This is a genomic window from Amycolatopsis sp. NBC_01307 (assembly GCF_035975215.1).
In the GTDB taxonomy this organism is placed as follows: domain Bacteria; phylum Actinomycetota; class Actinomycetes; order Mycobacteriales; family Pseudonocardiaceae; genus Amycolatopsis.
In genome coordinates, this window is the sequence record NZ_CP108403.1 from 10,519,462 (window position 1) to 10,540,840 (window position 21,379).

A 21,379-nucleotide genomic window follows, 5' to 3' on the forward strand; every position below is an offset into this window, starting at 1 on the left:
GCGTCCCGCCAGCGTACCCCGGTCAGGGGACGAGTGTGGACAGCTGGCGGTAGGAGTCCTTGGTGCGGGCCAGGACCTGGACGCAGACGTGGTCGGCGCCGGCGTCGAGGTGGGCCCGGATCCGGTCGGTTACCCGCTGCTCGCCGCCGAAGGCGACCAGGGCTTCGACGAGGCGGTCGCTGCCGCCGTCGGCCAGGTCCTCGTCGGTGAAGCCGAGCCGGCGGAGGTTGGCCTGGTGGTGCGGGGCGAGCTTCACGTACGTGCCGACGTGCTCCCGGGCCGCTTCGCGGGCCGCCTCGGGAGACGCGTCCAGCACCACCGCCTGCTCGACGGCCAGGTACTTGCCCGGGCCGAGCCGTTCCCGCGCCACCGCCGTGTGCTCCGGCGGGACGAAGTACGGGTGGGCGCCGTCCGCCCGCTCGGCCGCCAGGTCGAGGGCGCGTGGGCCGAGCGCCGCGAGCAGCCGGCGCGGGCGGGGTGCCGGCGGTGGCAGCCCCGGCAGCTCGGCCGCGTCCATCCCGGCCAGGTACTCGCGCATCGCCGAAATCGGGCGCGCCCCGGGGAAGTGGCCGCCGAGCCCGACGGTGAACCGGCCCGGGTAGGCCTCGCCCAGCGCGCGCGTCGCCGCCTCCGCCGTGATCGGCGCCCGCCGGTCGAAGCGGGCGATCCCGGTGGCCACGGTGAGGCGCGAGGTCGCCGCCAGGATCAGCGCGGCCTGGGTGAACGCCTCGCGCCCGGCGTACTCGCCGAACCAGAGCGTGTCGAAGCCCAGTTCCTCGACTTCGGCGGCGGTCTCCCGCAGCTCGCCGATCGGGGCGTCCTCGAAGAACTGCCAGATCCCGACGTTCACCGGACCACCGCCGGCGCCAGCTCGGCCAGGATGTCCACAGTGGAGTCGAACGTGGCCGCGGACGGCGTCAGCAGCACGTGGTCCGCGCCCGCGTCGAGCAGCTCGTCGAGGCGTTTCGCGATGGTTCCCGCGTCACCCCACAGGACGAGGTCGTCGACGAACCGGTCGCTCGGGCCGTCGATGTCGGCTTCGGTGTAGCCGAGCCGTTTCCAGCCCGCGAGGTAGGCCTCGATGTGGTGCTCGCGCGAGAGCGCCACCCGCTTCCGGACGCTTTCGCGGGCGTCCTCGCGGGTGCCGAGCAGCACCGTCTGCTGCGGGATCAGCAGCTTGTCCGGCCCGAGGATCTCGCGGGCGTACGGCGTGTGGCTGACGGGCTGGGCGAACGGGTGCGCGCCGTCGGCGTGGTCGCGCGACAACGCCAGCATCTTCGGCCCGACGGCGGCCAGCACACGCGGAAACGCCACCGGGGACGGGTTTTCCGCGGCGATGGTGTCCATTTCGAACAGGTAGGCGCGCATCCGGTCCAGCGGCCGGTACGCCTCGCCGGCCTTCGCCGCCTGGAACGCGTGCCCGACGCCGACGCCGAGCACGAACCGGCCGGGATGCGCTTGGGCGAGCGTGGCGCCGCCCTTCTCGGCGGTCACCCCCGGCCGGGCCCAGAGGTTGGCGATGCCGGTGCCGAGCACGACGTCCGGCACCGACGCGAGCAGGTCGCCGAAGTGGGCGAACACCTCGCGCGAGCCGGGGCCTTCGCCGCTCCAGACCGAGCGGTAGCCGAGCTCGGCGAGCCGGCGGGTGGCCGCGCGCTCGACGTCCGGCGGCGGGGCCAGCGGGGCACTCGGCAGCCAGGCGCCGATGGCGCCGAGCCGGGCCCGGGTTTCTTCGATCAGGGTCATCCTCGTCCCTCCAGTAATATGAGGCTGCCTCCGGTTAATATACGGAGGCAGCCTCCGATTGGCTACCCGGTAAGCTCGGAAGGGCGATGACCGAAGTCAAGCCGATGCGCGCGGACGCCCGCCGCAACTACGAACGCCTCCTGGAGGAGGCGCAGCGCGCCTTCGCCGAACACGGCGTCGAGGCGTCGCTGGAGGACATCGCCCGCCGGGCCGGCGTCGGCATCGGCACGCTCTACCGGCACTTCCCGACCCGGGACGCCCTGCTCGAGACCCTCCTGCGGGCCCGGTTCGACGGCCAGGCCGAGCGGGCCCGCGAGCTGCTCACCGACCCGGCGCCCCTTGACGCGCTGCAGGCGTGGCTGCTCGGGCTCGGCGACACCACCGGCACCTTCCGAGGCTTGGCCGAGCTGACCGCCGACGCGCTCAACGACGAGACGTCCCGCTTGTACGCTTCGTGTCACGCCATGCGGGACGCGGCGTCCCAGCTGGTGGAACGTGCGAAGGCGGCGGGGGAGCTGCGCGCGGACGTCACCACGCACGAACTGCTTCTGTTGCTGCACGCGGCATCCTGGGCGGGGCCGCACCTGCCCGGCGAGGCGGGCATGCAGCGCCTGCTGGCTCTTGTTTTCGAGGGATTACGAGCGCGTTAACACCGTGGGAAGCCAGGACGTGCTCCTGCGCGTTAAACTCCCGCTCGACTGGCGCACAACGACGTGCTGAGACCGTCTGTAGACACAGAGCGTCCTGGAAATGACCAGATAGTGGGAGCCGCATCGTGAGCAAGCCCAGCAAACCCGTCGTCCTCATCGCGGAGAAGCTCGCCCCCTCCGTGCTGAGTGTGTTCGGTGACGAGGTGGAGGTCCGGCACGTCGACGGCACGGACCGATCCGCGCTGCTGGAGGCGGTGAAGAGCGCCGACGCGCTCCTGGTCCGGTCCGCGACCAAGGTCGACGCCGAGGTCTTCGCCGCCACGTCCCAGCTCAAGGTCGTCGCCCGGGCCGGGGTCGGCCTGGACAACGTCGAGGTGCCCGCCGCCACCGAGCGCGGTGTCCTCGTCGTGAACGCCCCGACGTCCAACATCGTCTCCGCCGCCGAGCACGCCGTAGCGCTGCTGCTGGCCGTCGCGCGCCGCATCCCGGCCGCCGACCAGAGCCTGCGCGGCGGCGAGTGGAAGCGCAGCTCGTTCTCCGGTGTCGAGCTGCAGGGCAAGATCGTCGGCGTGGTCGGCCTCGGCAAGATCGGCCAGCTGTTCGCGCAGCGCCTCGCCGCGTTCGACGCCAAGCTCATCGCGTACGACCCCTACGTCTCGGCCGCGCGCGCCGCGCAGCTGGGCATCGAGCTCGTCACCCTCGACGAGCTGCTGACCCGCGCCGACGCGATCTCCATCCACCTGCCGAAGACCCCGGAGACCAAGGGCCTCATCGACGCCGCCGCGCTGAAGAAGACCAAGCCGGGCGTCATCATCGTGAACGCCGCCCGCGGCGGGCTGATCGTCGAGCAGGACCTGGCCGACGCGCTGCGCTCGGGCCACGTCGGCGGTGCCGGCGTCGACGTCTTCGTCACCGAGCCGACCACGTCCAGCCCGCTGTTCGAGCTGGAGAACGTCGTCGTCACCCCGCACCTGGGCGCGTCCACGGCCGAGGCGCAGGACCGCGCGGGCACCGACGTCGCGAAGTCGACGCTGCTGGCCCTGCGCGGCGACTTCGTGCCGGACGCGGTGAACGTCTCCGGCGGCGGCACGGTCGGCGAGCACGTGCGCCCGTACCTATCGCTGGTGCAGAAGCTGGGCACGCTGCTCACCGCGCTCAACCCGAAGGCGCCGACGTCGGTCGAGGTCGTCGTCAAGGGCGAGCTGTCCAACGAAGACACCGGCGTGCTGCAGCTGGCCGCGCTGCGCGGGGTGTTCACCGGCGTGGTCGAGGACCAGGTCACGTTCGTCAACGCGCCGCAGCTGGCCGAGAAGCTCGGCGTCCAGGTGCAGCTGACCACGGAGTCGGAGAGCCCCAAGTTCCGCAACCTGGTCACCCTGCGCGCGGTGCACGCCGACGGCGCGACGCTGACGGTGTCCGGCTCGGTCACCGGCAAGGACGAGGCCGAGAAGCTCGTCGAGGTCAACGGCCGCGGGTTCGACCTGCGCGCCGAGGGCACCGTACTGCTGGTCGAGTACCCGGACCGCCCGGGCGTGATGGGCCGCGTCGGCACGCTGCTCGGCGAAGCCGGCATCAACATCGAGGCCGCGCAGATCAGCCAGACCACCGACGGCTCCGACGCCGTGATGCTGCTGCGCGTCGACCGCCACATCGATGCCCACCTGCTGGAGCCGATCGGCGCCGCGGTGGGCGCGCACACGATCCGCGCCGTCGACTTCAGCTGAGGTCTCCGGCCCTGAAGGCCCCTTCGCCGCATTCGGCGAGGGGGCCTTCAGGCGTTTCCGGGCCCTCGGTTCGCGTTCAGCCACTCGGCGCGGTTCCAGCTCACGGACGAAGCGCCGACCGGTGCGAAGAGGATGTCCGGATCGTTGCTCTGCACCAGGACGACGAGCGGACGGCCGAACAGCATCGCGACCCGTGAGTGGCTCGCCAGGAGGTCCAGCACGATCTGGGCCGACCGCGGACTGCGCGCGGCGTACGCGTCGTAGCCGGTGAACACGATCGCGAGCCCGGCCGAGTCCGGCGACCACCCGTAGTCGCGGGCGATGACGTCACGCAGGCAGTCGTTGAGCGCGTCGAGGTTCTGCCCGTAGTAATCCGGGAAGTCGAGCGCCGCGGCGACGGCGGTGTGCATGTCGTGATCGGCCGTCCACTCGTGCGCACTCAGCCGGGTGACCTGGTAGCCGTGCTCCGCCAGCCAATCCGTCGTCTCGGTCAGCAGCCGCGGCCGCCAGAACAGTGTCACCGGACCGTTGCGCAGCAGACTGAACGCGAGGTCGTTCCGGGGCTCGTAGCGGTGCATGGCTGACGAGAGTATCGGCAATCACATTCACATAACGGACTTCTTTGCCTACCTAAGTAGGTGTTTTGGGGCATTAGGTTCTCCCCGCGAGGTTGAACCACGCGTCGTCGAGGGCACGGCGCGGTTGCCGTGCTTCACCGTCGGGGGTGCCAGGAGCGGCAGGCAGGTTCGGGTCCAGACCTCGAGTAAGGGGCCCACTCATGAGCAGATCCCGCTTACCCGCGCGCGCCACGACGGCGGCCTTCGCCGTCGTGCTGGCCGCCGCGCTCGGGGCGCCCGTCGCGAGCGCGGCAGACGCTCCGCTCGCCGACGGCGTCTCGCCGGCGAAGATCGACGACGCCAAGCTGCAGGGCAAGGTCGAGCCGCGTCTGGCCGCCGCGCAGGGCCGCGTCACCGCGTTCGTCGAGCTGGCCAAGAAGCCCGCCGTCGACGCGTTCACCGCCGCGCAGCCCCAGGGCAAGGAGTCCGCCAAGCGGGCGGCCCGCGCGGCCAAGGACGACACCGCCGCCGCCGTGAGCTCCGTGCTCGGCCAGCTGCGCACCGCCGGCGCCCAGCCCCAGACCGTCACCCAGACGGCCAACGCCGTCCCCGGCGTCGTCGTCACCGCCGACGCCGCGAAGCTGCGTGACGTCGCGAAGCGCGCCGACGTCGTCTCGGTGCGGACCGTCGTGCCGAAGACCCGGACCAACGCCAGCGCCGAGCAGCTGACCAACACGCTCGCCGCGTGGCAGCAGACCGGCAAGTTCGGCGACGGCGTCCGCGTCGGCGTCATCGACGACGGCATCGACTACACCCACGCCGACTTCGGCGGCCCCGGCACGCCGGCGGCCTACAAGAGCGTCGACAGCACCAAGCCGACCCCGCTGTTCCCGAGCGCCAAGGTCGTCGGCGGCACCGACCTCGTCGGCAACGACTACGACGCCGCGACGCCCGGCAAGACCACCCCGGCGCCGGACCCGAACCCGCTGGCCTGCGGTGAGCACGGCACGCACGTCGCCGGCACCATCGGCGGCTTCGGCGTCACCGCCGACGGCAAGACCTTCAAGGGCGACTACAAGAAGCTCGACGCCAAGAAGGTCGACGCGATGCAGATCGGCCCGGGCACGGCGCCGAAGTCGCTCCTCTACGCCATCAAGGTGTTCGGCTGCGCGGGCTCGACGAACGTCACCTCGCAGGCGCTCGACTGGGCGCTCGACCCGGACGGCGACGGCGACTTCACCGACCACCTCGACATCGTCAACCTGTCGCTGGGCTCCGACTTCGGCGCGCCGGACGACCCGGATTCGCTGTTCGTGCGCAAGCTCGCCGCGAACAACGTGCTCCCGGTGATCTCCGCGGGCAACGGCGGCGACATCAACGACATCGCCGGCTCGCCGGGCAACACGCCCGAGGCGCTGACCGTGGCCAGCACGCGGGACGCGGGTGTCCTGCGCGACGCCGCCGAGGTCACCGCGCCCGCCACGGCCAAGGGCCAGAAGACCGGCCAGTACAGCCAGAGCTACGCCGGCTACGACACGCTGAACCTGACCGCCCCGGTCGTCGCGCTGTCCGCGGCGAACAACGCGGGCTGCGCGGCGTACTCCGCGGCGGACAAGGCGAAGGCGGCAGGCAAGTTCGTCTGGCTGGAGTGGGACGACAACGACTCGACCCGCGCGTGCGGTTCGGCCGTCCGGGCGAACAACGCCCAGGCCGCGGGGGCCAAGGGCGCGCTCCTGTCGTCCACTTTGGAGCACTTCAGCGCGGGCATCGCGGGCAACGCGGCGATCCCGATGTTCCAGTTCACCGGTTCCGCGACCGCGCCGCTGCGCGCGTCGCTGACCGCGGGCACGCTGCAGGTGCGCCTCTACGGCACCGGTCGCGCGTCGATCCAGACGTACGACAAGAAGATCGTCGACACCCCGAGCTCGTTCACCTCGCGCGGCACCCGCGGCCCGGCGCTCAAGCCGGACGTGGCCGCCCCCGGTGACACGATCACCTCGGCGTTCCGCGGCAGCGGCAACGGCCGGACCGTGCTGTCCGGCACGTCGATGGCGGCCCCGCACACCACGGGCATCACGGCGCTGGTCCGCCAGTCCCACCCGGACTGGTCGGTCGAGGAGGTCAAGGCCTCGGTCATCGACACCGCCGGCCACGACGTCACCGACGGCGCGGGCCACACCTTCGCGCCGCAGCGCGTCGGCAGCGGCCGGATCGACGCCAAGGCGGCGCTGGACAACCAGGTGCTCGCCTACGTCCAGGACGACCCGGGCGCGGTCAGCGTCAGCTTCGGGACGGTCGAAGCCGGTGGCCCGGTGACGCTGTCGAAGACGATCAAGCTGGTCAACAAGGGCGTCACGGCGGCCGAGTACTCGGTGGCCTACCAGGCGGTCAATGCACTGCCGGGCGTCGAGTACACAGTGGACACGCCGACGGTGAAGCTCTCGCCGCGCGGCACGGCCAAGGTCAAGGTGACGCTGAAGATCACCGACCCGAAGGCCCTGCGCAAGGTCATGGACCCGACCATGCAGGCCGTCCAGGCCGGGCTCGCCCGCCAGTTCGTCGCGGACGCCTCCGGCCGCGTCGCCTTCACCCCGAAGAGCGGGGCCAAGGTGCCGCTGCGGGTCTCGGTCTACGCGGCGCCGAAGCCGGTGTCGGCGATCTCGACCCCGGCGTCGGTCAAATTCGCGCCCGACGCCACCCAGGCCGTGCTGAACCTGAGCGGCAAGGGCGTCGACCAGGGCACCGGCGCGCAGCGCTACCGCTCGCTGATCAGCGTGCTCGAGCTGCAGGCGGAGTCCCCGCAGCTGGCCGAGTGCGACGCGGACGTGATCACCGACTGCACGGTGAACCGGACCGCCAAGGGCGGCGACCTCCGCTACATCGGCGCGGCTTCCACCGCTCCGCTGGCGAAGGCGCAGGGTGAGCCGGAGAACGCGATCCTCGCGTTCGGCCTGTCCACCTGGAGCGACTGGGCGAACATCGGCAGCAACACGTCGCCGTTCGTCGACATCGACACCACCGGGGACGGCGCGCCGGACTTCGAGACCTACGTGACCAAGGCGACGGCGACCGACGTCCTGATCGCGGTCACGGTCGCGCTGACCCCGGGCTTCCCGACCGTCGACATCCAGGCCGTCAACGGGCAGCTCGGCGACGTCGACACCAACGTGTTCGACACCAACGTGATCACGTTGCCGGTTTCGCTGGCCGCGCTGGGCATCGACGCGACCGCCGACACCCACCGCATCTCCTACACGGTGGGCGTCAGCGGCTTCTACGTCGCTCCGGGCACGACGAACGGGCTGATCGACTACGTCGGCACGCCGCTGTCGTTCGACGCGCTCGCGCCGGGCTACGCGGTCCAGGGTGGCGGCGACGCCGCGCTGGGCTACGTCGCCAAGCCGGGCACGGCGCTGGTCGTCACCCGGAACGCGGCGTCGGCCGCGGCCGACAACGCGCTCGGGCTGCTCGCCATCGAGCACCACAACGCCGCGGGGAACCGGGCGAACGTGGTCAAGGTGGACGCGGCCCAGGGTGCCCGGCCGGGGAATGACCGTCAGCCGATCGGGGCGGGCCGCCACTAGGGGGCCGGAAGATCGATCTGTGCAGGTTCAGGGGCGTCTCCGGCGGGTATCCGCCGGGGCGCCCCACTGTTATTCACCCAATCGGGTGTCTCACCCTGCGGGAGGATGCGGCATAAGGGTGGTGCGGCTACGGCCATTTGTCTACGGCCGGTAACCTTCCGGCTGCTGGCGTTTTGTTGCGGTGGGCCATCGGTGCGTCCGGTGGCCTGGTCGACGGAGGTGTGTGGATGCGGCTCGCGGTGATCCCAGGAGACGGGATCGGGCCCGAGGTGGTCGCCGAGGCGTTGAAGGTGCTCGGTGAAGTGGCACCTACGGCGGAGATCACGAACTACGACCTCGGCGCCGCGCGATGGCACGCGACCGGTGAGCTGCTCCCGGAGTCGGTGCTGGGTGAGCTTCGCCAGCACGATGCCATGCTGCTGGGCGCGGTCGGCGATCCGACGGTGCCGAGCGGGATCCTGGAGCGCGGCCTGCTGCTGCGCCTGCGGTTCGAAATGGACCACCACGTCAACCTGCGCCCGGCGCGGCTGTACCCGGGTGTCCGGGGACCGCTGGCCGACGCCGGCGACGTCGACATGGTCGTCGTGCGCGAAGGCACCGAAGGCCCGTACGCGGGCACCGGTGGCCTGATCCGCAAGGACACCGAGCACGAGATCGCGACCGAGGTCAGCATCAACACGGCGTTCGGCGTCCGGCGGGTGGTCGCGGACGCGTTCAACCGCGCCGAGGCCCGGCCGCGCAAGCACCTGACGCTCGTGCACAAGACCAACGTGCTCTCGTTCGCCGGGTCGCTGTGGTCGCGGATCGTCGAAGAGGTCTCGCTGGAGCACCCGGAGGTGACGGTCGCCTACTCGCACGTGGACGCGGCGACGATCCACCTGGTGACCGACCCGTCCCGGTTCGACGTCATCGTGACGGACAACCTGTTCGGCGACATCATCACGGACCTCGCGGCCGCGGTGACGGGCGGAATCGGCCTCGCGGCGAGCGGCAACCTGGACATGACCCGCCGCAACCCGAGCATGTTCGAGCCGGTCCACGGTTCGGCGCCGGACATCGCGGGCCAGGGCCTGGCCGACCCGACGGCCGCGGTGCTGTCGGTGGCGCTGCTGCTGGACCACCTGGGCCAGAAGGAAGCCGCGCGCCGCATCGAGGCTTCGGTGGCATTTGATCTGGCGACCCGGGACCAGGCGTCGCCGGGTGCGACGACGGCTGTCGGTGACCGACTGGCGGCCCTCGTGTCGTCGAACGTCCGCACCGGCTGAGACTTGCCTGCTGCTTGACGGAGAGCCCCGCACCGCGATTCGGTGCGGGGCTCTTTCGTGTGTCTGTGTGTGGCGGTTGGTCCTTTCGCGCTTGCGTCGCGAGTGGGCCGCTGGTGCCGGTTTGGTCGCGAACGGGCCACTCGTGCGTAGGTGGCGTCACGAACGGGCCGCTCGCGTGCAGGGTTGGTGTCACGAACGGCCCTTTCGCGCGTCGGCGTCGCGAGTGGACCGCTGTTGCGGCTTCGGTCGCGAACGGACCGTTCGCGCGCAGGTGGTGCGAACGGGCCCTTTCGCGCGCTGATGCCGCGTGTGGGCCGCCGGTGCGGGTCCGGTGACGAACGGGCCGCTCATGCTCGGCGGGTAGCGCGAGTGGCCCGTTGGTGCGGCTTTGGTCGCGAGCGGGCCGCTCGTGCTGTGCTCGCGCCGACCGCGGCGCCGGGCGGTCGCTGGTTGTCCACAGCACCGCCGTGATGTGGACAACCCGGCCGTGGAACGGTTTTCCAGGCGGTTCTGTCCGTGGGCGCCGATAAACTGGATGCGGGGCCGGCCCCCTAGGGCGCGGCGGGGGATGTCTGCGCGCGGCGTTCCCGGATGGTGGGAGCTTGGCCCAGGTTGTGGACTTCCGTCGAAAGCCTGTGGCATGATGCGGCTGTGACCAGCTTCGCGATCATTATCATCGAGCGCGCCGGACGATAGCTCCACAAGAGCTCCCGGCGCGCAACCTCTCGCACCCCTGCGGGAGGTTTTTTTGTTGCCTGAAACCGCTCGGAACCGCCCGAGAACCGCCCGAAACCGCCGCCATCGCATCGAGGAGACAGACCGTGACCCGCAAGGAGCCCGCCGATACCCCCCTCGGCGATGCCTTCCACCTCTACGACACGACGCTGCGCGACGGTGCGCAGCGTGAGGGCATCTCCTACTCCGTCCAGGACAAGCTGGCCGTCGCGCGGCTGCTGGACGAACTGGGCGTCGGGTTCATCGAAGGCGGCTGGCCGGGCGCGCTGCCCAAGGACACGGAATTCTTCGCCCGGGCCGCGAAAGGCGAGCTGCAGCTCAAGCACGCCGCGCTCGTCGCGTTCGGCTCGACCCGCAAGGCCGGCACCACCGCCGACGCCGATCCGCAGGTCCAGGCCCTTCTCGACAGTGAGGCCCCGGTCATCACGCTCGTCGCGAAATCCGATCTGCGGCACATCGAACGCGCCCTGCGGGTCGACGTCGACGAGGCCTGCGCCATGGTGCGCGACACCGTCGGGTTCCTCACGAAAGAAGGCCGGCGGGTCTTCCTCGACGCCGAACACTTCTTCGACGGCTACGCGCATTCCCCCGAAACCTCGCTGAGGATCCTCGACGCCGCGGGAAACGCGGGCGCCGACGTCCTCGTGCTCTGCGACACCAACGGCGGGCAACTGCCGCTGGGGCTCGCGGAAACCGTCCGGGAGGTCAAGGACAAGACCGGGTTCCGGCTCGGGATCCATTGTCAGGACGACACTTCCTGCGCCGTGGCGAACTCCGTCGCCGCGGTGCAGGCCGGCGTGACGCACGTCCAGTGCACCGCCAACGGTTACGGGGAGCGGGCCGGCAACGCCGACCTCTTCGCCGTGACGGGAAACCTGGTGACCAAGCTCGGTATGGACGTCCTCCCGACCGGAGGCGCCGCCGAACTCACCCGGGTCTCCCATGCCCTTGCCGAAATCGCCAACCTCGCCCCCTACTCCCACCAGGCATACGTAGGGGCGTCGGCTTTCGCTCACAAGGCGGGACTGCACGCGAGCGCGATCAAGGTGGATCCGTTGTTGTACAACCACATCGATCCGTCTTCCGTCGGCAATGACATGCGGGTACTGGTCACCGAGATGGCCGGCAGGGCCAGCCTCGAGCTCAAGGGACGTGAGCTCGGGGTCGACCTTGCCGGCCGGCCCGAAGCGCTGACGAGCGCGCTCCGGAAGGTCAAGCGCCTCGAAGCCGAGGGCTGGTCCTTCGAAGCCGCCGACGCCTCCCTCGGACTCCTGCTGCGCGAGGAGGCCGACGTCCCGGTCGAGGCGCCGTTCGAGCTCGAGTCCTACCGCGTGGTGCTCGACCACCGCGCCGACGCCGAGGTCGTCTCCGAGGCGACGGTCAAGGTGCACGTCGGCGGCCAGCGCGTCATCGCCACCGCCGAGGGCATCGGCCCGGTCCACGCCCTCGACGCCGCGCTGCGCAAGGCCCTGAGCCCGCACCTGTCCTGGTTGGACAGTGTGGACCTGGCCGACTACAAGGTCCGGATCCTGCAGGGCCACCCCGGCACCGACGCCGTGACGCGCGTGCTGGTCGAGAGCACCGACGGCGAGCGCGAGTGGACCACGGTCGGGGTGCACGGGAACATCGTCGAGGCCAGCTGGCTGGCCCTGTGCGACGCGCTGGTGCACAAGAGCACGACCGTGGCCTGAGTGGCGGGGGGAGCGCACGTAGACTGACCGCGTGCGCCTAGCCCGTATTGCTCATCCCGGTGGTGTCGCGTTCGCTTCGGTCGAAGGGGACGGTGACGACGCCCAGGTCCTGGAGATCGCCGAGCACCCGTTCGGCCAGCCCAACTTCACCGGCAAGCGGTGGCCGCTGGCCGACGTCCGGCTGCTCGCGCCGATCCTGCCGTCCAAGGTGATCGCCGTCGGCCGCAACTACGCCAAGCACGCGGCCGAGCTCGGCAACGAGGTACCCACCTCGCCGATGCTGTTCATCAAGCCGTCGACCTCGGTCATCGGCCCGAACGCGGCCATCCGCCGCCCGTCCGGCGTCGGCCGCGTCGACTTCGAGGGCGAGCTGGCCATCGTGATCGGCCAGCCGGTGAAGAACGTGCCGGCCGCGCGCGCCGCGAGCGCCATCCTCGGCTACACCGTGGCCAACGACGTCAGCGCCCGCGACCTGCAGAAGTCCGACGGCCAGTGGGGCCGCGCCAAGGGCTACGACTCGTTCTGCCCGCTCGGGCCGTGGATCGAGACGTCCCTCGACGCGTCCGACCTGGCGCTGCGCTCGGAGGTCGACGGCGAGCTGAAGCAGGACGGCCGCACCTCCGACCTGGTACACAAGATCCCCGAGCTGGTCGAGTTCATCTCCGGCGTGATGACGCTGCTGCCCGGTGACGTCATCCTCACCGGCACCCCGGAGGGCGTCGGCCCGATCGAGGGCGGCCAGATCGTCTCGATCACCATCGACGGCATCGGCACCCTGACCAACCCGGTCGAGAGCATCTGACCGAAGTCCGTGATGGCCTCCTTACCGGCGCTAAGAGCCGGGAAGGAGGCCTTCACGGCTTTCCGGCGCGCTACCGCTGCACCGGCTCCATCGGACGGCGGGCGTAGGCCGGGGCGTGCTCCGGCCGCAGGCCCAGGCCCAGCAGCCGGGCCGGGACGTACGACAGCCGCGGGAACCGGGCGAACAGCTTGATCATCCCGGCCGGCGGGCCGTTGCGCTTGCCCGCCATGACCTGCCGGACCACGGTCCCGTGCAGCAGCCGCTGCAGCCCCTGCACCAGCAGCGTCGGCAGCAGCCGCCGGCCACGCACCTTCGCCAGGTCGGCCTCGCGCGGCCGGCCGCGCCGCAGCGGCTCGGCCAGCAGCGTCGCCGCCGCGACCGCGTCCTGCACCGCCAGGTTGATGCCGACGCCGCCGACCGGCGACATCGCGTGGGCCGCGTCGCCGATGCAGAGCAGCCCGTCGACGTGCCACTTCTTGAGCAGGTTCATCCGCACGTCGAGGAACTTGACGTCGTCCATCGTCGTCAGCTCGGGCACCCGGTCGGCGAACCCGGGCAGGATCTGCGTGACGTTCTCCCGGAACGCCTCGATGCCCTGCTTACGCAGGTCGTCGCCCTTCGGGCCGAGGTAGGCGATCTGGAAGTAGTCCGGCCGGGGGAGCGGGATGGCGAAGCGGCGGTCCCGCATCTGCGGCAGGAGCATGCCGTCGACGTCGTCGGTGCCGCGGGAGAGCCGGAACCACCAGACGTCGAACGGGCAGTCGTACTCGCGCGGCACGAGCCCGGCCTCACGGCGGGCCAGCGACCACCGGCCGTCGGCGGCGATCACCAGGTCGGCGCGGATTTCCCCGGTCTCGCCGGCGGCCGTGCGGTAGGTGACGCCGGCGACGCGGCCCTGCTCGCGGACCAGCCCGGTGCACTCGGTCTCCATCCGCTGGACGAACGTCGGCTCCTTGCGCGCGCTCTCGGCCAGCAGATCCAGGAAGTCCCACTGCGGCACCATCGCGACGTAGGGGTGCGCCACCTTCAGCCGGGTGAAGTCGGCCAGCTGCATCAGCTCGCCGTTCTCCTGCGGGAAGCCCGCCGAGCGCATCTCGCTGTGCGGCAGCGCGTCGAACTTCTCGCCCAGCCCCAGCTCGTCGAGCAGGGTCAGGGTCGACGGGTGGACCGTGTCGCCGCGGAAGTCCCGCAGGAAGTCGGCGTGCTTCTCCAGCACCGTCACCTCGACGCCGGCCCGGGCCAGCAGCAGTCCCGTGACCATCCCGGCCGGCCCGCCGCCCACGACGACGCACCCCGCGCGCTCGGTCATCTCCACCATCTCCCCGTCTATTTCATCGTCTGTTGAATAAGGCGAGGATGCACCCGCCCCGGTCCGTGCGTCAAGCGATGTGGCGACGGATACGCTGATCGGGCTATGAGTGAGACATCGGTGGTTCGCGCGCGTTTCTGTCCTTCGCCGACCGGCGCCCCGCACGTCGGGATGATCCGCACGGCGCTGTTCAACTGGGCCTTCGCCCGGCACCACCAGGGCAGCCTGGTGTTCCGGATCGAAGACACCGACGCGGCGCGCGACTCGCAGGAGTCCTACGAGCAGCTGCTCGAAGCGCTGCGCTGGATGGGCCTCGACTGGGACGAGGGCCCCGAGGTCGGCGGCGAGTACGGGCCGTACCGCCAGAGCGAGCGGCGCGCGACCTACGCCGACGTCGCCGCGAAGCTCCTCGAGGCGGGGGAGCTCTACGAGGCGTTCTCGACCAACGAAGAGGTCGAGGAGCGGCGCAAGGCGGCCGGCCTCGACCCGAAGCTGGGTTACGACAACTTCGACCGCGACCTCACCGACGAGCAGTGCGCCGCCTACCGCGCCGAGGGCCGCGCGCCGGTGCTGCGGCTGCGCATGCCGGACACCGACCTCGGCTGGACCGACCTGGTCCGCGGCGACATCACCTTCCCGGCGAACACGATCCCGGACCCGGTGCTGGTGCGCGCGAACGGCGACCCGCTCTACACGCTGACCAACCCGGTCGACGACGCGCTGATGAAGATCACGCACGTGCTGCGCGGTGAGGACCTGCTGCCCTCGACCCCGCGGCAGATCGCGCTGTACTCGGCGCTGGAGCGCGTCGGCGTGGCGGAATTCACGCCGCGGTTCGGCCATTTGCCGTACGTGATGGGCGAGGGCAACAAGAAACTGTCCAAACGCGACCCTTCGTCGAATCTCTTCAACCTCCGCGACCGCGGTTTCATCCGCGAGGGGCTGCTGAACTACCTGGCCCTGCTCGGCTGGTCCATCGCGGACGACCGCGACGTGTTCTCCCCCGAGGAGCTGATCGCCGCCTTCGACGTCACGAAGGTCAGCGCCAACCCGGCGCGCTTCGACGTCAAGAAGGCCGAAGCCATCAACGGCCAGCACGTCCGGGCCTTGCCGGCGGCCGAGTTCGTGAGCCGGGTGACGCCTTATCTCGTCACGGCGGGCGTCCTGCCGGACTCGCCCAGCGACGAGCAGGTCGCGCGGCTGAACGCGATCGCGCCGCTCGTCCAGGAGCGCGTGACGCTTCTCGCGGACGCGTCTCCGATGGTGCGCTTCCTGTTCGCGGACGAGGAGACCTTCGCGCCGGAGGAGGACGCCGCGGCGAAGAACCTCGGCGAGCCCGCGCGGCCGGTGCTCGAAGCCGCGCTGTCGGCGCTCGAAGCGCTGCCGTCGTGGGAGACCGCGGCCATCGAGCAGGCGCTGAAGGACGCGCTTGTGGACGGTCTGGGTCTCAAGCCCCGCAAGGCTTTCGCGCCCGTCCGGGTCGCCATCACCGGCCGCACCGTTTCCCCGCCGCTGTACGAATCGATGGAGCTGCTCGGCCGCGACGTCTCATTGGGACGCCTGCGCCGCGCAATGGTCGGATAACCGAAAGAAGACGGTTCGCCAACTGGGAGTAGAGCGACCACGCCGGAACAGGCGAGCGGCAATCACCTCTTTGGCAGCGTCGCGAACGCTGCCGTTGCCCTAGCCTCACTGGGTGGATTTCGCTTTGGCACCCCGGACCCCGTCGCGAACCGCCCCCGCCGAGGCGGCGCCCGAGCCCTGGGCGCCGCCGGCGCTCCGGCTGGTGTGCCTGGACATCGACGACACCCTCATCGACTGCACCGCCGCGATCCGCCGCAGCCTCCACATCCTCACCGGCCGGGGTGATCTCTGGCCGTTGTGGGACCTGATCACCGAAGAGCACGTCGCGCTCGTCGTCGCGGGGGAGATCGACTACGCGACCATGCACCAGCGCCGCACGGACTGTTTCCTGGCGGAGCTCGGCATCCTCGCCGACGACGAGCAGGTGCGGTCGTTCGAACGCCGCCGCCGCGAGCTGCTCGACACGTCGTGGCAGCTGTTCGACGACGTCCTCGAGTGCCTGGAGTGGCTGCGCGCCGCCGGTCTCGTCCTGGCCGCCGTGACGAACGCGTCAGGTGTTCACCAGCGCAAGAAAATCGCCGATCTCGGCCTCGCGCCGTTCTTCGATCACGTCGCCATCGCCGGCGAGCTGGGGGTGGCGAAACCCGATCCGGTGATGTTCCACACGGTCTGCCTCGGCCTGGGCTGCGCACCCGCCCAGGCCGTGCACGTCGGGGACAAACTCGACACGGACGCGATCGGCGCCCGCGACGCCGGCCTCGGCGCGGTCTGGCTGGACCGCGACGGCATCGGCGAGCGCGCCCCCGAGGGCGTCCACACGGTAGCCGGCCTCGCCGAGCTGCCTGAGCTGCTGGTTTCGGAGTACGCGACGATCGGCGTCCCCGCTCAGCGCCGCAGTGACACCCCCGCGTTCACCGTCCGGAACGGCGTGCTCTAGTATTTCCTCTCGTGCGGTGCTGAGCCAGACCGGTAGTTCAGGTCGGCAGAGTACCTCACTGGGGTATGGTGTAATTGGCAGCACGACTGGTTCTGGTCCAGTTAGTCTAGGTTCGAGTCCTGGTACCCCAGCTGCGGAGAGTGACCCCCCTGCAGAGCGAGAAATCGCCTCTGGTAAGTTCTCTCCAGCAAGAAAAACAGAAAAGCCCCTGGGAGACCAGGGAAGTTCCTAAGCCCCCGTCGTCTAGCGGCCTAGGACGCCGGCCTCTCACGCCGGTAGCGTGGGTTCGAATCCCATCGGGGGTACAACAGCATCCACCCGAACGCAGTTGACCCAGGTCAGCTGCGTTTTTTGGTTCTGTGGATGTCATGGCGTCGGAGATCCTTTCCGCGGCTTCCGCCGTCTTGGGAAGCTGATCAACCGGTAGTTTAACTGTGATCGTCACCTCGCTCCCGAGTCCGTGGACGTGAACGCTGAGCTGAGTGACGTCGAACAGCTCGTACAGGAGCTCCCGCGGTGCCTTCGCCAGGTGCACGGCGAGGTAGGGAAGCGCATCGAGCCGGCTGAGGTCGGCCACGATCGGCGCCGCTTTCTGGTCGGCTGTGTCCAGTTCTGCGATGGCGGACAGTGCAACCTTCTTCTGGCTCTCGAGGTCGTTGTAGCTTTCGCGGAGCCCTCGGGTGAAGGGGTCGCCCGGGTCGCCTTCGCGGGCTTGCCGCATGATCGAGTCCTGCTGGCGGGTGATCGTGGCAAGCAGCTTCTGCCGACGGGTTCGCTCGGCTTCTCGTTCAAAGACCGCATGATCATCGATGCTGCCTTGCTCAACTTCGAGGATCGCTCGCCGTTCGGGGCCGAAGAGCCGGTCGGCGTAGAACCGGCAGATGGCTTCCAGGAGTTCGTCTTCACGCAAGCGGATCGACGCGGGCAAGCCGGGATGCAGGTGTGGTGTGGCCCGGTTGTTCTTGCGGGGCCAGCAGAGGTAGTAGGCCACACCCGAGGCCTTCGTGTCGCCGGTCATGCGACGACCGCAGCTGTGGACGACTCGTCCGCGAAGGACGTACTTGCGTTTGGTCTGGGGATGGTTGTTGAGCGTGTCATCGTCACGTGAGCCGCGCTTCCTGGCGCGATTGACGTTGATCTCGTCGAACATCCACCGTTCGATCAGCGGTTCGTGGACCGGCTGAGGAGACCAGACCCACTTGTAAGGCTCGTTGACCTTGCCGCGTTTGGATGTCGTCGCGCGGCGGTTGAAGACCTGGTGGCCGGTGTATTTCGGGTTGCACAGGATGTTGTAAACGGAGCTGCGGGTCCAGGCGCCGCGGGTACGCGCCTTGCATGGCGCCTCAGGTGGCGGGTACTTCTCGAGGTCGGCGTTGAGCAGGTCGGCGATGGTCGAACAGCCGAGCTTCTCGTGGTAGCGCCAGTGGGCGATCTGACCTTCGCCTTATACCCGTAAGGCGGCTAGCCGATGTTCCAGCCGTCGCGGATGTGCGTGCACAGCCCACCCCAGGACTGTTCGGAGGCGAAGAGCGGGACGTCGGCGCGTTCCAGTTCGAGAGGGCGGCCGCGTCGGCGAACCGCCACCGGTACAACGAGCCCGTCCCGCCGGTGACTAAACTGCAGCTCCATCGGCCTCTTCCCAGCCGGCCTGTCCTGGTACGCGGAAGTCGCGAGCCGGCCGCGGCGTTACGCGCACCTCGTTTCGTCTGGTGATTGCCCGGATTGCTGCGCTCAAGCCTTCTTCGCTGCCCCAGCGAGCACAATGGACTGGTCGGCCTCGAGGCTGGGCGTTTCGTCGGTGATCGTCGCTTCTTCGGGATGCCATAGCGACGTCCATGTCAGGCCGGGATCGATGAGCCGGAAATCACCGAAGAGGTCCTCGATCTGGCTTCTCGACCGCCAGATGACCGGGCTTCCCGAGCTGTCGTACATCGTTTTGATGCGGGTGAGCATGTCGGCGGATTTGCTGGACACGCCGTCGTTGGTGACGTGGGAAATCGCCAGATAGGAACCACTCGTCAGCATGTTCCGATAGGTGGCGACGAGTTGTGGTCCGAGGTCGTCGGAGACGGGGCTGCCGGGAGCAGGCAGCTGCTGGATGTGGAGGACGGCGATCATCAGGAGCGCCACGGGCTCGTTGAGGTCGACGACGCCCGTTTGCCCGATCTTTTCCCACAGACCTTCGGGATCGCGGAGGTCCGCCTGGATGGCGGTGTGCCGGTCCTCGTCGCCGTACTGACGCAGCAGGCTGCGGGAATGAGCGACGGCGACCGGTTCGTGGTCGACGTAGACGACGCGTACCTCGCCGGGGGCGACCTGGTCGGCGACTTCGTGGGCGTGGCCCATGGTCGGCACTCCGGATCCCAGGTCGACGAACTGCCGGATTCCCTGTTTTGTGAGGTGCCGGACCAGGCGGTGGAGGAACAGCCGGTTCGACCGGGCGATCGGCCGCAGGATCGAGAACTTTTTCAGCAGTTTATCGGCGAACTGGCGATCGATTTCCCAGTTGGTGTCACCGCCGAGATAGTAATCGTAGATCCGGGCGATGCTGGGTTGGCTGAGATCCACACCGGCCGGCGGGAACTTCTCTCCAGCTGAATTCGGCACTTTTCCGCTCCCCGTAGCGTCTGTGATCAGCTAATTCTATTCGGTGCGTTTGCCTTCGACAGGAGGCATCAGGGTGACCCCTGGCATCGATGGAGTGCCTTTTCGAGAACCTTGCGTGTCTCTTCGGCGGTGAAGGTGGATCGTTGCAGTTGATCCCAGCAGCCGTGGAGGTAGCCAAGGTCGAGGCCGCCGGGGTCGGTCGTCACCAGGGTGCGCAGCAGGTCGCTGTAACCGAGCGCGGGTTCCGGGGCCGCGAACTCCATGATCGTGAAGTCGGGGCCGACATGCAGCCGCTGGGCGTACGGGACCACGCGGACATCGATGTTCGAGTACCGCTCCATCAGGTTGAGCAGGTGCTTGAGCTGGTCGATCGCGACGTACTTGTTCACCGTCTCGCACCGGGCGAGCCGATCGACCGCGCTTTCACTGATCAAGAACTCGTACCGGCAATCCGGGTTCTCGGTGAACGCCCTGATCGTGCGTCCGGTTCGTGCGCTCACTGCGTCGGCGATGTCCTCGGTACCGTCCTCGATGCACTGGGCGATCATGTAACTCTCGGCCTGCAGCAGTCCTTTCAAGCGCTCGCCGGTCCAGCTCTGGACCGCGGTCGCGGACGGTTCACATTGCAAACCCTGCGGAACCACGGCGCACCGTCCTTGATCAGATTGTCCTCCCGCTGCTCACGTCCCTGCTCGTTGGCCTGGTTCAGCTCCCGAAGCTCGGTTTCTTCCGCCGGAGAGACGTCGAGACCCGGCAGGACTTTCTCGAGGACGCCGGTGCTGAGCTTGTACCCCTTCTCCAAGCGGCTGATCACCGTTTGGTGGTAGCTGGCCAGGGTGGCCAGCTCGGTCTGGGTCAACCCGGCTCGCTTGCGCAGGGTGCGCACCGTGAGGCCGAGCTGCTTGCGCTGCTGGATGTCGTCCGGAGAGGAGGGCGGCCGCGTCACTTCAGGTCGTCCAATCGGGAGAAGTTGTCCTCCCGATGATAGTGGCGCGGCCGCCGGTCACCCACGCTGAGTGGCTATGTGCCGGTCTCTCACCTGTCCGGTTTCAGCAACGCTTCACCCTGTGAGGCGAGCCCGCTCAACGGCGGGTTCTTCGCTCACCCCCGCTGGAAGTCGTCCTGGTGCAGGCCGCTGGTGAAGGAGTTCCATTCGGAGACCGTGAACACGAGGGCCGGGCTGTTCGCCAGCTTGGTGTCCCTGATCGCCACCAGTCCGGGCCGCGTGAAGTTGATTTCGACGCAATCGCCCTGATCGGGCCCGCACCGCGGGCTCCGCTGCCAGCCGGCGGGGTCGAACGCCGCCGCGGCGGCCATCGGGTCGTAGGTTGGGATGTCCATGTGTCCCCCTCATGTCAAGGGCAAGTCCGGATTTGGAATATCTGGCCTTATTCAGCATTAGATCTCGAATATTCCAGTTGCAAGGCGATGGCATGCAGCACCGCTGAGAGGGGTGAAGTATTCACTCGAATGGTCTCTTGCTTGTGAAGGTGCACATGCGGAAGCGAGTGCCAATGCGCGGGTAAGTCGAACTGGCGCGCATTTCATGGGTCTGTGAATTTGCCTGGCGATATGTGTCCGGTATGTCGTGGTCCGCCGATTGTCGCCGTGGGTGCCGGTGCGACTGGCCGCCGAGGAGGTGGCCGGCTCGCCGGCTTATGCCGGGGTGGTGATGTATTCCTCTTGGGATCCTGAATATTTCGGCGGTGCCCCGCCTTCTGCGTCAAGGGTTGCCATCACTAGGCCGTTGTGGTGAGTCCAGCGTCTGTCCGCTGGCACGGAAAGTGGGTGTCAGGCGGGTAATGACGAGGCTCTGCGTCTCCGACGTGTGACACTTTGGCGCATTAGAGTGAGGGGTATTCGCGCACCGGAGCAGTCGGCCGGTGCTCGTGCATATGTGGACCGCGATGTTCATGCGGCTAGGTTGGGACTCCGTTGAGGCCATTCGCCTCGCTCTTCCTATTTCACGGAGTGCACGGGAGACGGTGGGGGCTGACCGGGTCCGGAAGTCGCAGAACTCGCGGTCGGGGCGAGTGGTGCTGCTGCGGAACTGCGTGATGTACCGCGGAAGCAAAGGTGAACCACTATGCGTTTGACGACGCTCGGCGTCGGCTCGATGCCCGGCGAGGGGGCAAGCTGTGTGCGCCCGTGAACGGCGGCGCGGTCCGCGCGTAAGGGGGCGGACCGC

18 protein-coding genes, 2 tRNA genes and 1 pseudogene are annotated in these 21,379 nt (G+C 69.2%); 11 read left to right on the forward strand and 10 right to left on the reverse strand.

Annotated elements, in window-relative coordinates; genetic code table 11:
• Positions 1-22 precede the first annotated feature (22 nt).
• Complete coding sequence (locus tag OG439_RS47540; protein WP_326946885.1) at positions 23-850, reverse strand: TIGR03620 family F420-dependent LLM class oxidoreductase; 828 nt, start codon at positions 848-850, stop codon at positions 23-25.
• Complete coding sequence (locus OG439_RS47545) at positions 847-1,746, reverse strand: TIGR03620 family F420-dependent LLM class oxidoreductase (RefSeq protein WP_326946886.1); 900 nt, start codon at positions 1,744-1,746, stop codon at positions 847-849. The genes OG439_RS47540 and OG439_RS47545 overlap by 4 nt, the downstream gene beginning before the upstream one ends.
• A gap of 86 nt (positions 1,747-1,832) precedes the next feature.
• Here OG439_RS47545 and OG439_RS47550 point away from each other — a divergent pair, with 86 nt between their 5' ends.
• Together OG439_RS47550 and serA are read left to right on the forward strand one after the other, a co-directional pair.
• Positions 1,833-2,396: a TetR/AcrR family transcriptional regulator gene (locus OG439_RS47550; protein WP_326946887.1), complete on the forward strand. Its 564-nt coding sequence runs from the start codon at positions 1,833-1,835 to the stop codon at positions 2,394-2,396.
• A 125-nt stretch (positions 2,397-2,521) separates the two neighbouring features.
• Positions 2,522-4,120, forward strand: coding sequence for a phosphoglycerate dehydrogenase (gene serA / locus OG439_RS47555; RefSeq protein ID WP_326946888.1), 1,599 nt, complete (start codon positions 2,522-2,524; stop codon positions 4,118-4,120).
• 47 nt (positions 4,121-4,167) lie between these two features.
• On the opposite strand, the gene OG439_RS47560 is transcribed toward serA, so the two are convergent.
• Positions 4,168-4,698: a barstar family protein gene (locus OG439_RS47560; protein WP_326946889.1), complete on the reverse strand. Its 531-nt coding sequence runs from the start codon at positions 4,696-4,698 to the stop codon at positions 4,168-4,170.
• Positions 4,699-4,898: 200 nt separating this feature from the next.
• On the opposite strand from OG439_RS47560, the gene OG439_RS47565 reads away from it, so the two are divergent.
• From OG439_RS47565 to OG439_RS47580, 4 genes are all read left to right on the forward strand, one after another.
• Complete coding sequence (locus OG439_RS47565; RefSeq protein WP_326946890.1) at positions 4,899-8,261, forward strand: S8 family peptidase; 3,363 nt, start codon at positions 4,899-4,901, stop codon at positions 8,259-8,261.
• 227 nt (positions 8,262-8,488) lie between these two features.
• Positions 8,489-9,526: a 3-isopropylmalate dehydrogenase gene (locus tag OG439_RS47570; RefSeq protein ID WP_247061922.1), complete on the forward strand. Its 1,038-nt coding sequence runs from the start codon at positions 8,489-8,491 to the stop codon at positions 9,524-9,526.
• A gap of 821 nt (positions 9,527-10,347) precedes the next feature.
• On the forward strand, positions 10,348-11,952 hold the full coding sequence (gene cimA / locus OG439_RS47575; RefSeq protein WP_326946891.1) for a citramalate synthase: 1,605 nt from the start codon (positions 10,348-10,350) through the stop codon (positions 11,950-11,952).
• Positions 11,953-11,983: 31 nt separating this feature from the next.
• Positions 11,984-12,754, forward strand: a complete 771-nt coding sequence (locus OG439_RS47580; RefSeq protein ID WP_326946892.1) for a fumarylacetoacetate hydrolase family protein — start codon at positions 11,984-11,986, stop codon at positions 12,752-12,754.
• A gap of 70 nt (positions 12,755-12,824) precedes the next feature.
• Here OG439_RS47580 and OG439_RS47585 read toward each other — a convergent pair whose 3' ends face one another.
• Positions 12,825-14,063 (reverse strand): FAD-dependent oxidoreductase, encoded by a 1,239-nt coding sequence (locus tag OG439_RS47585; RefSeq protein ID WP_326946893.1) that lies wholly within the window; start codon positions 14,061-14,063, stop codon positions 12,825-12,827.
• Between the two features lie 105 nt (positions 14,064-14,168).
• Between OG439_RS47585 and gltX the strand changes: the two genes are divergently transcribed.
• From gltX to OG439_RS47610, 5 genes are all read left to right on the forward strand, one after another.
• Positions 14,169-15,647: a glutamate--tRNA ligase gene (gene gltX, locus OG439_RS47590; RefSeq protein WP_326946894.1), complete on the forward strand. Its 1,479-nt coding sequence runs from the start codon at positions 14,169-14,171 to the stop codon at positions 15,645-15,647.
• A 202-nt stretch (positions 15,648-15,849) separates the two neighbouring features.
• Entirely contained in the window at positions 15,850-16,584 is a 735-nt protein-coding gene (locus OG439_RS47595) for an HAD family hydrolase (protein WP_247064033.1), read from the forward strand.
• Between the two features lie 59 nt (positions 16,585-16,643).
• A tRNA-Gln gene (locus OG439_RS47600) sits at positions 16,644-16,715 on the forward strand.
• Between the two features lie 101 nt (positions 16,716-16,816).
• A tRNA-Glu gene (locus OG439_RS47605) sits at positions 16,817-16,889 on the forward strand.
• Between the two features lie 161 nt (positions 16,890-17,050).
• Positions 17,051-17,692: a hypothetical protein gene (locus tag OG439_RS47610; protein WP_326946895.1), complete on the forward strand. Its 642-nt coding sequence runs from the start codon at positions 17,051-17,053 to the stop codon at positions 17,690-17,692.
• A 24-nt stretch (positions 17,693-17,716) separates the two neighbouring features.
• Here OG439_RS47610 and OG439_RS50535 read toward each other — a convergent pair.
• The 6 genes and pseudogenes from OG439_RS50535 to OG439_RS47635 all read right to left on the reverse strand — a co-directional run.
• Positions 17,717-18,016 (reverse strand): annotated as a pseudogene (locus OG439_RS50535) (recombinase family protein); the annotation flags it as partial.
• Positions 18,017-18,045: 29 nt separating this feature from the next.
• Positions 18,046-18,168, reverse strand: coding sequence for a hypothetical protein (locus OG439_RS47615; RefSeq protein ID WP_326946896.1), 123 nt, complete (start codon positions 18,166-18,168; stop codon positions 18,046-18,048).
• Between the two features lie 147 nt (positions 18,169-18,315).
• On the reverse strand, positions 18,316-19,191 hold the full coding sequence (locus tag OG439_RS47620; RefSeq protein WP_326946897.1) for an SAM-dependent methyltransferase: 876 nt from the start codon (positions 19,189-19,191) through the stop codon (positions 18,316-18,318).
• A gap of 68 nt (positions 19,192-19,259) precedes the next feature.
• Positions 19,260-19,769, reverse strand: coding sequence for a Scr1 family TA system antitoxin-like transcriptional regulator (locus OG439_RS47625; protein WP_326946898.1), 510 nt, complete (start codon positions 19,767-19,769; stop codon positions 19,260-19,262).
• The gene (locus tag OG439_RS47630) at positions 19,766-20,137 is read right to left on the reverse strand and encodes a helix-turn-helix domain-containing protein (RefSeq protein WP_326946899.1); all 372 of its coding nucleotides are present in this window, start codon (positions 20,135-20,137) and stop codon (positions 19,766-19,768) included. Before OG439_RS47630 ends, OG439_RS47625 begins: the two co-directional genes overlap by 4 nt.
• 155 nt (positions 20,138-20,292) lie before the next feature.
• A complete protein-coding gene (locus tag OG439_RS47635; RefSeq protein WP_326946900.1) occupies positions 20,293-20,532 on the reverse strand; it encodes a DUF397 domain-containing protein in 240 nt (79 codons plus the stop codon).
• Positions 20,533-21,379: the final 847 nt, after the last annotated feature.

Bases quoted from the DNA above. Each gene is read 5' to 3' on its own strand.
- OG439_RS47545 (WP_326946886.1), bottom strand. From the start codon at position 1,746: ATGACCCTGATCGAAGAAACCCGGGCCCGGCTCGGCGCCATCGGCGCC.
- OG439_RS47550 (WP_326946887.1), top strand. From the start codon at position 1,833: ATGACCGAAGTCAAGCCGATGCGCGCGGACGCCCGCCGCAACTACGAA.
- OG439_RS47560 (WP_326946889.1), bottom strand. From the start codon at position 4,698: ATGCACCGCTACGAGCCCCGGAACGACCTCGCGTTCAGTCTGCTGCGC.
- OG439_RS47565 (WP_326946890.1), top strand. From the start codon at position 4,899: ATGAGCAGATCCCGCTTACCCGCGCGCGCCACGACGGCGGCCTTCGCC.
- OG439_RS47570 (WP_247061922.1), top strand. From the start codon at position 8,489: ATGCGGCTCGCGGTGATCCCAGGAGACGGGATCGGGCCCGAGGTGGTC.
- OG439_RS47585 (WP_326946893.1), bottom strand. From the start codon at position 14,063: ATGACCGAGCGCGCGGGGTGCGTCGTCGTGGGCGGCGGGCCGGCCGGG.
- gltX (WP_326946894.1), top strand. From the start codon at position 14,169: ATGAGTGAGACATCGGTGGTTCGCGCGCGTTTCTGTCCTTCGCCGACC.
- OG439_RS47635 (WP_326946900.1), bottom strand. From the start codon at position 20,532: ATGGACATCCCAACCTACGACCCGATGGCCGCCGCGGCGGCGTTCGAC.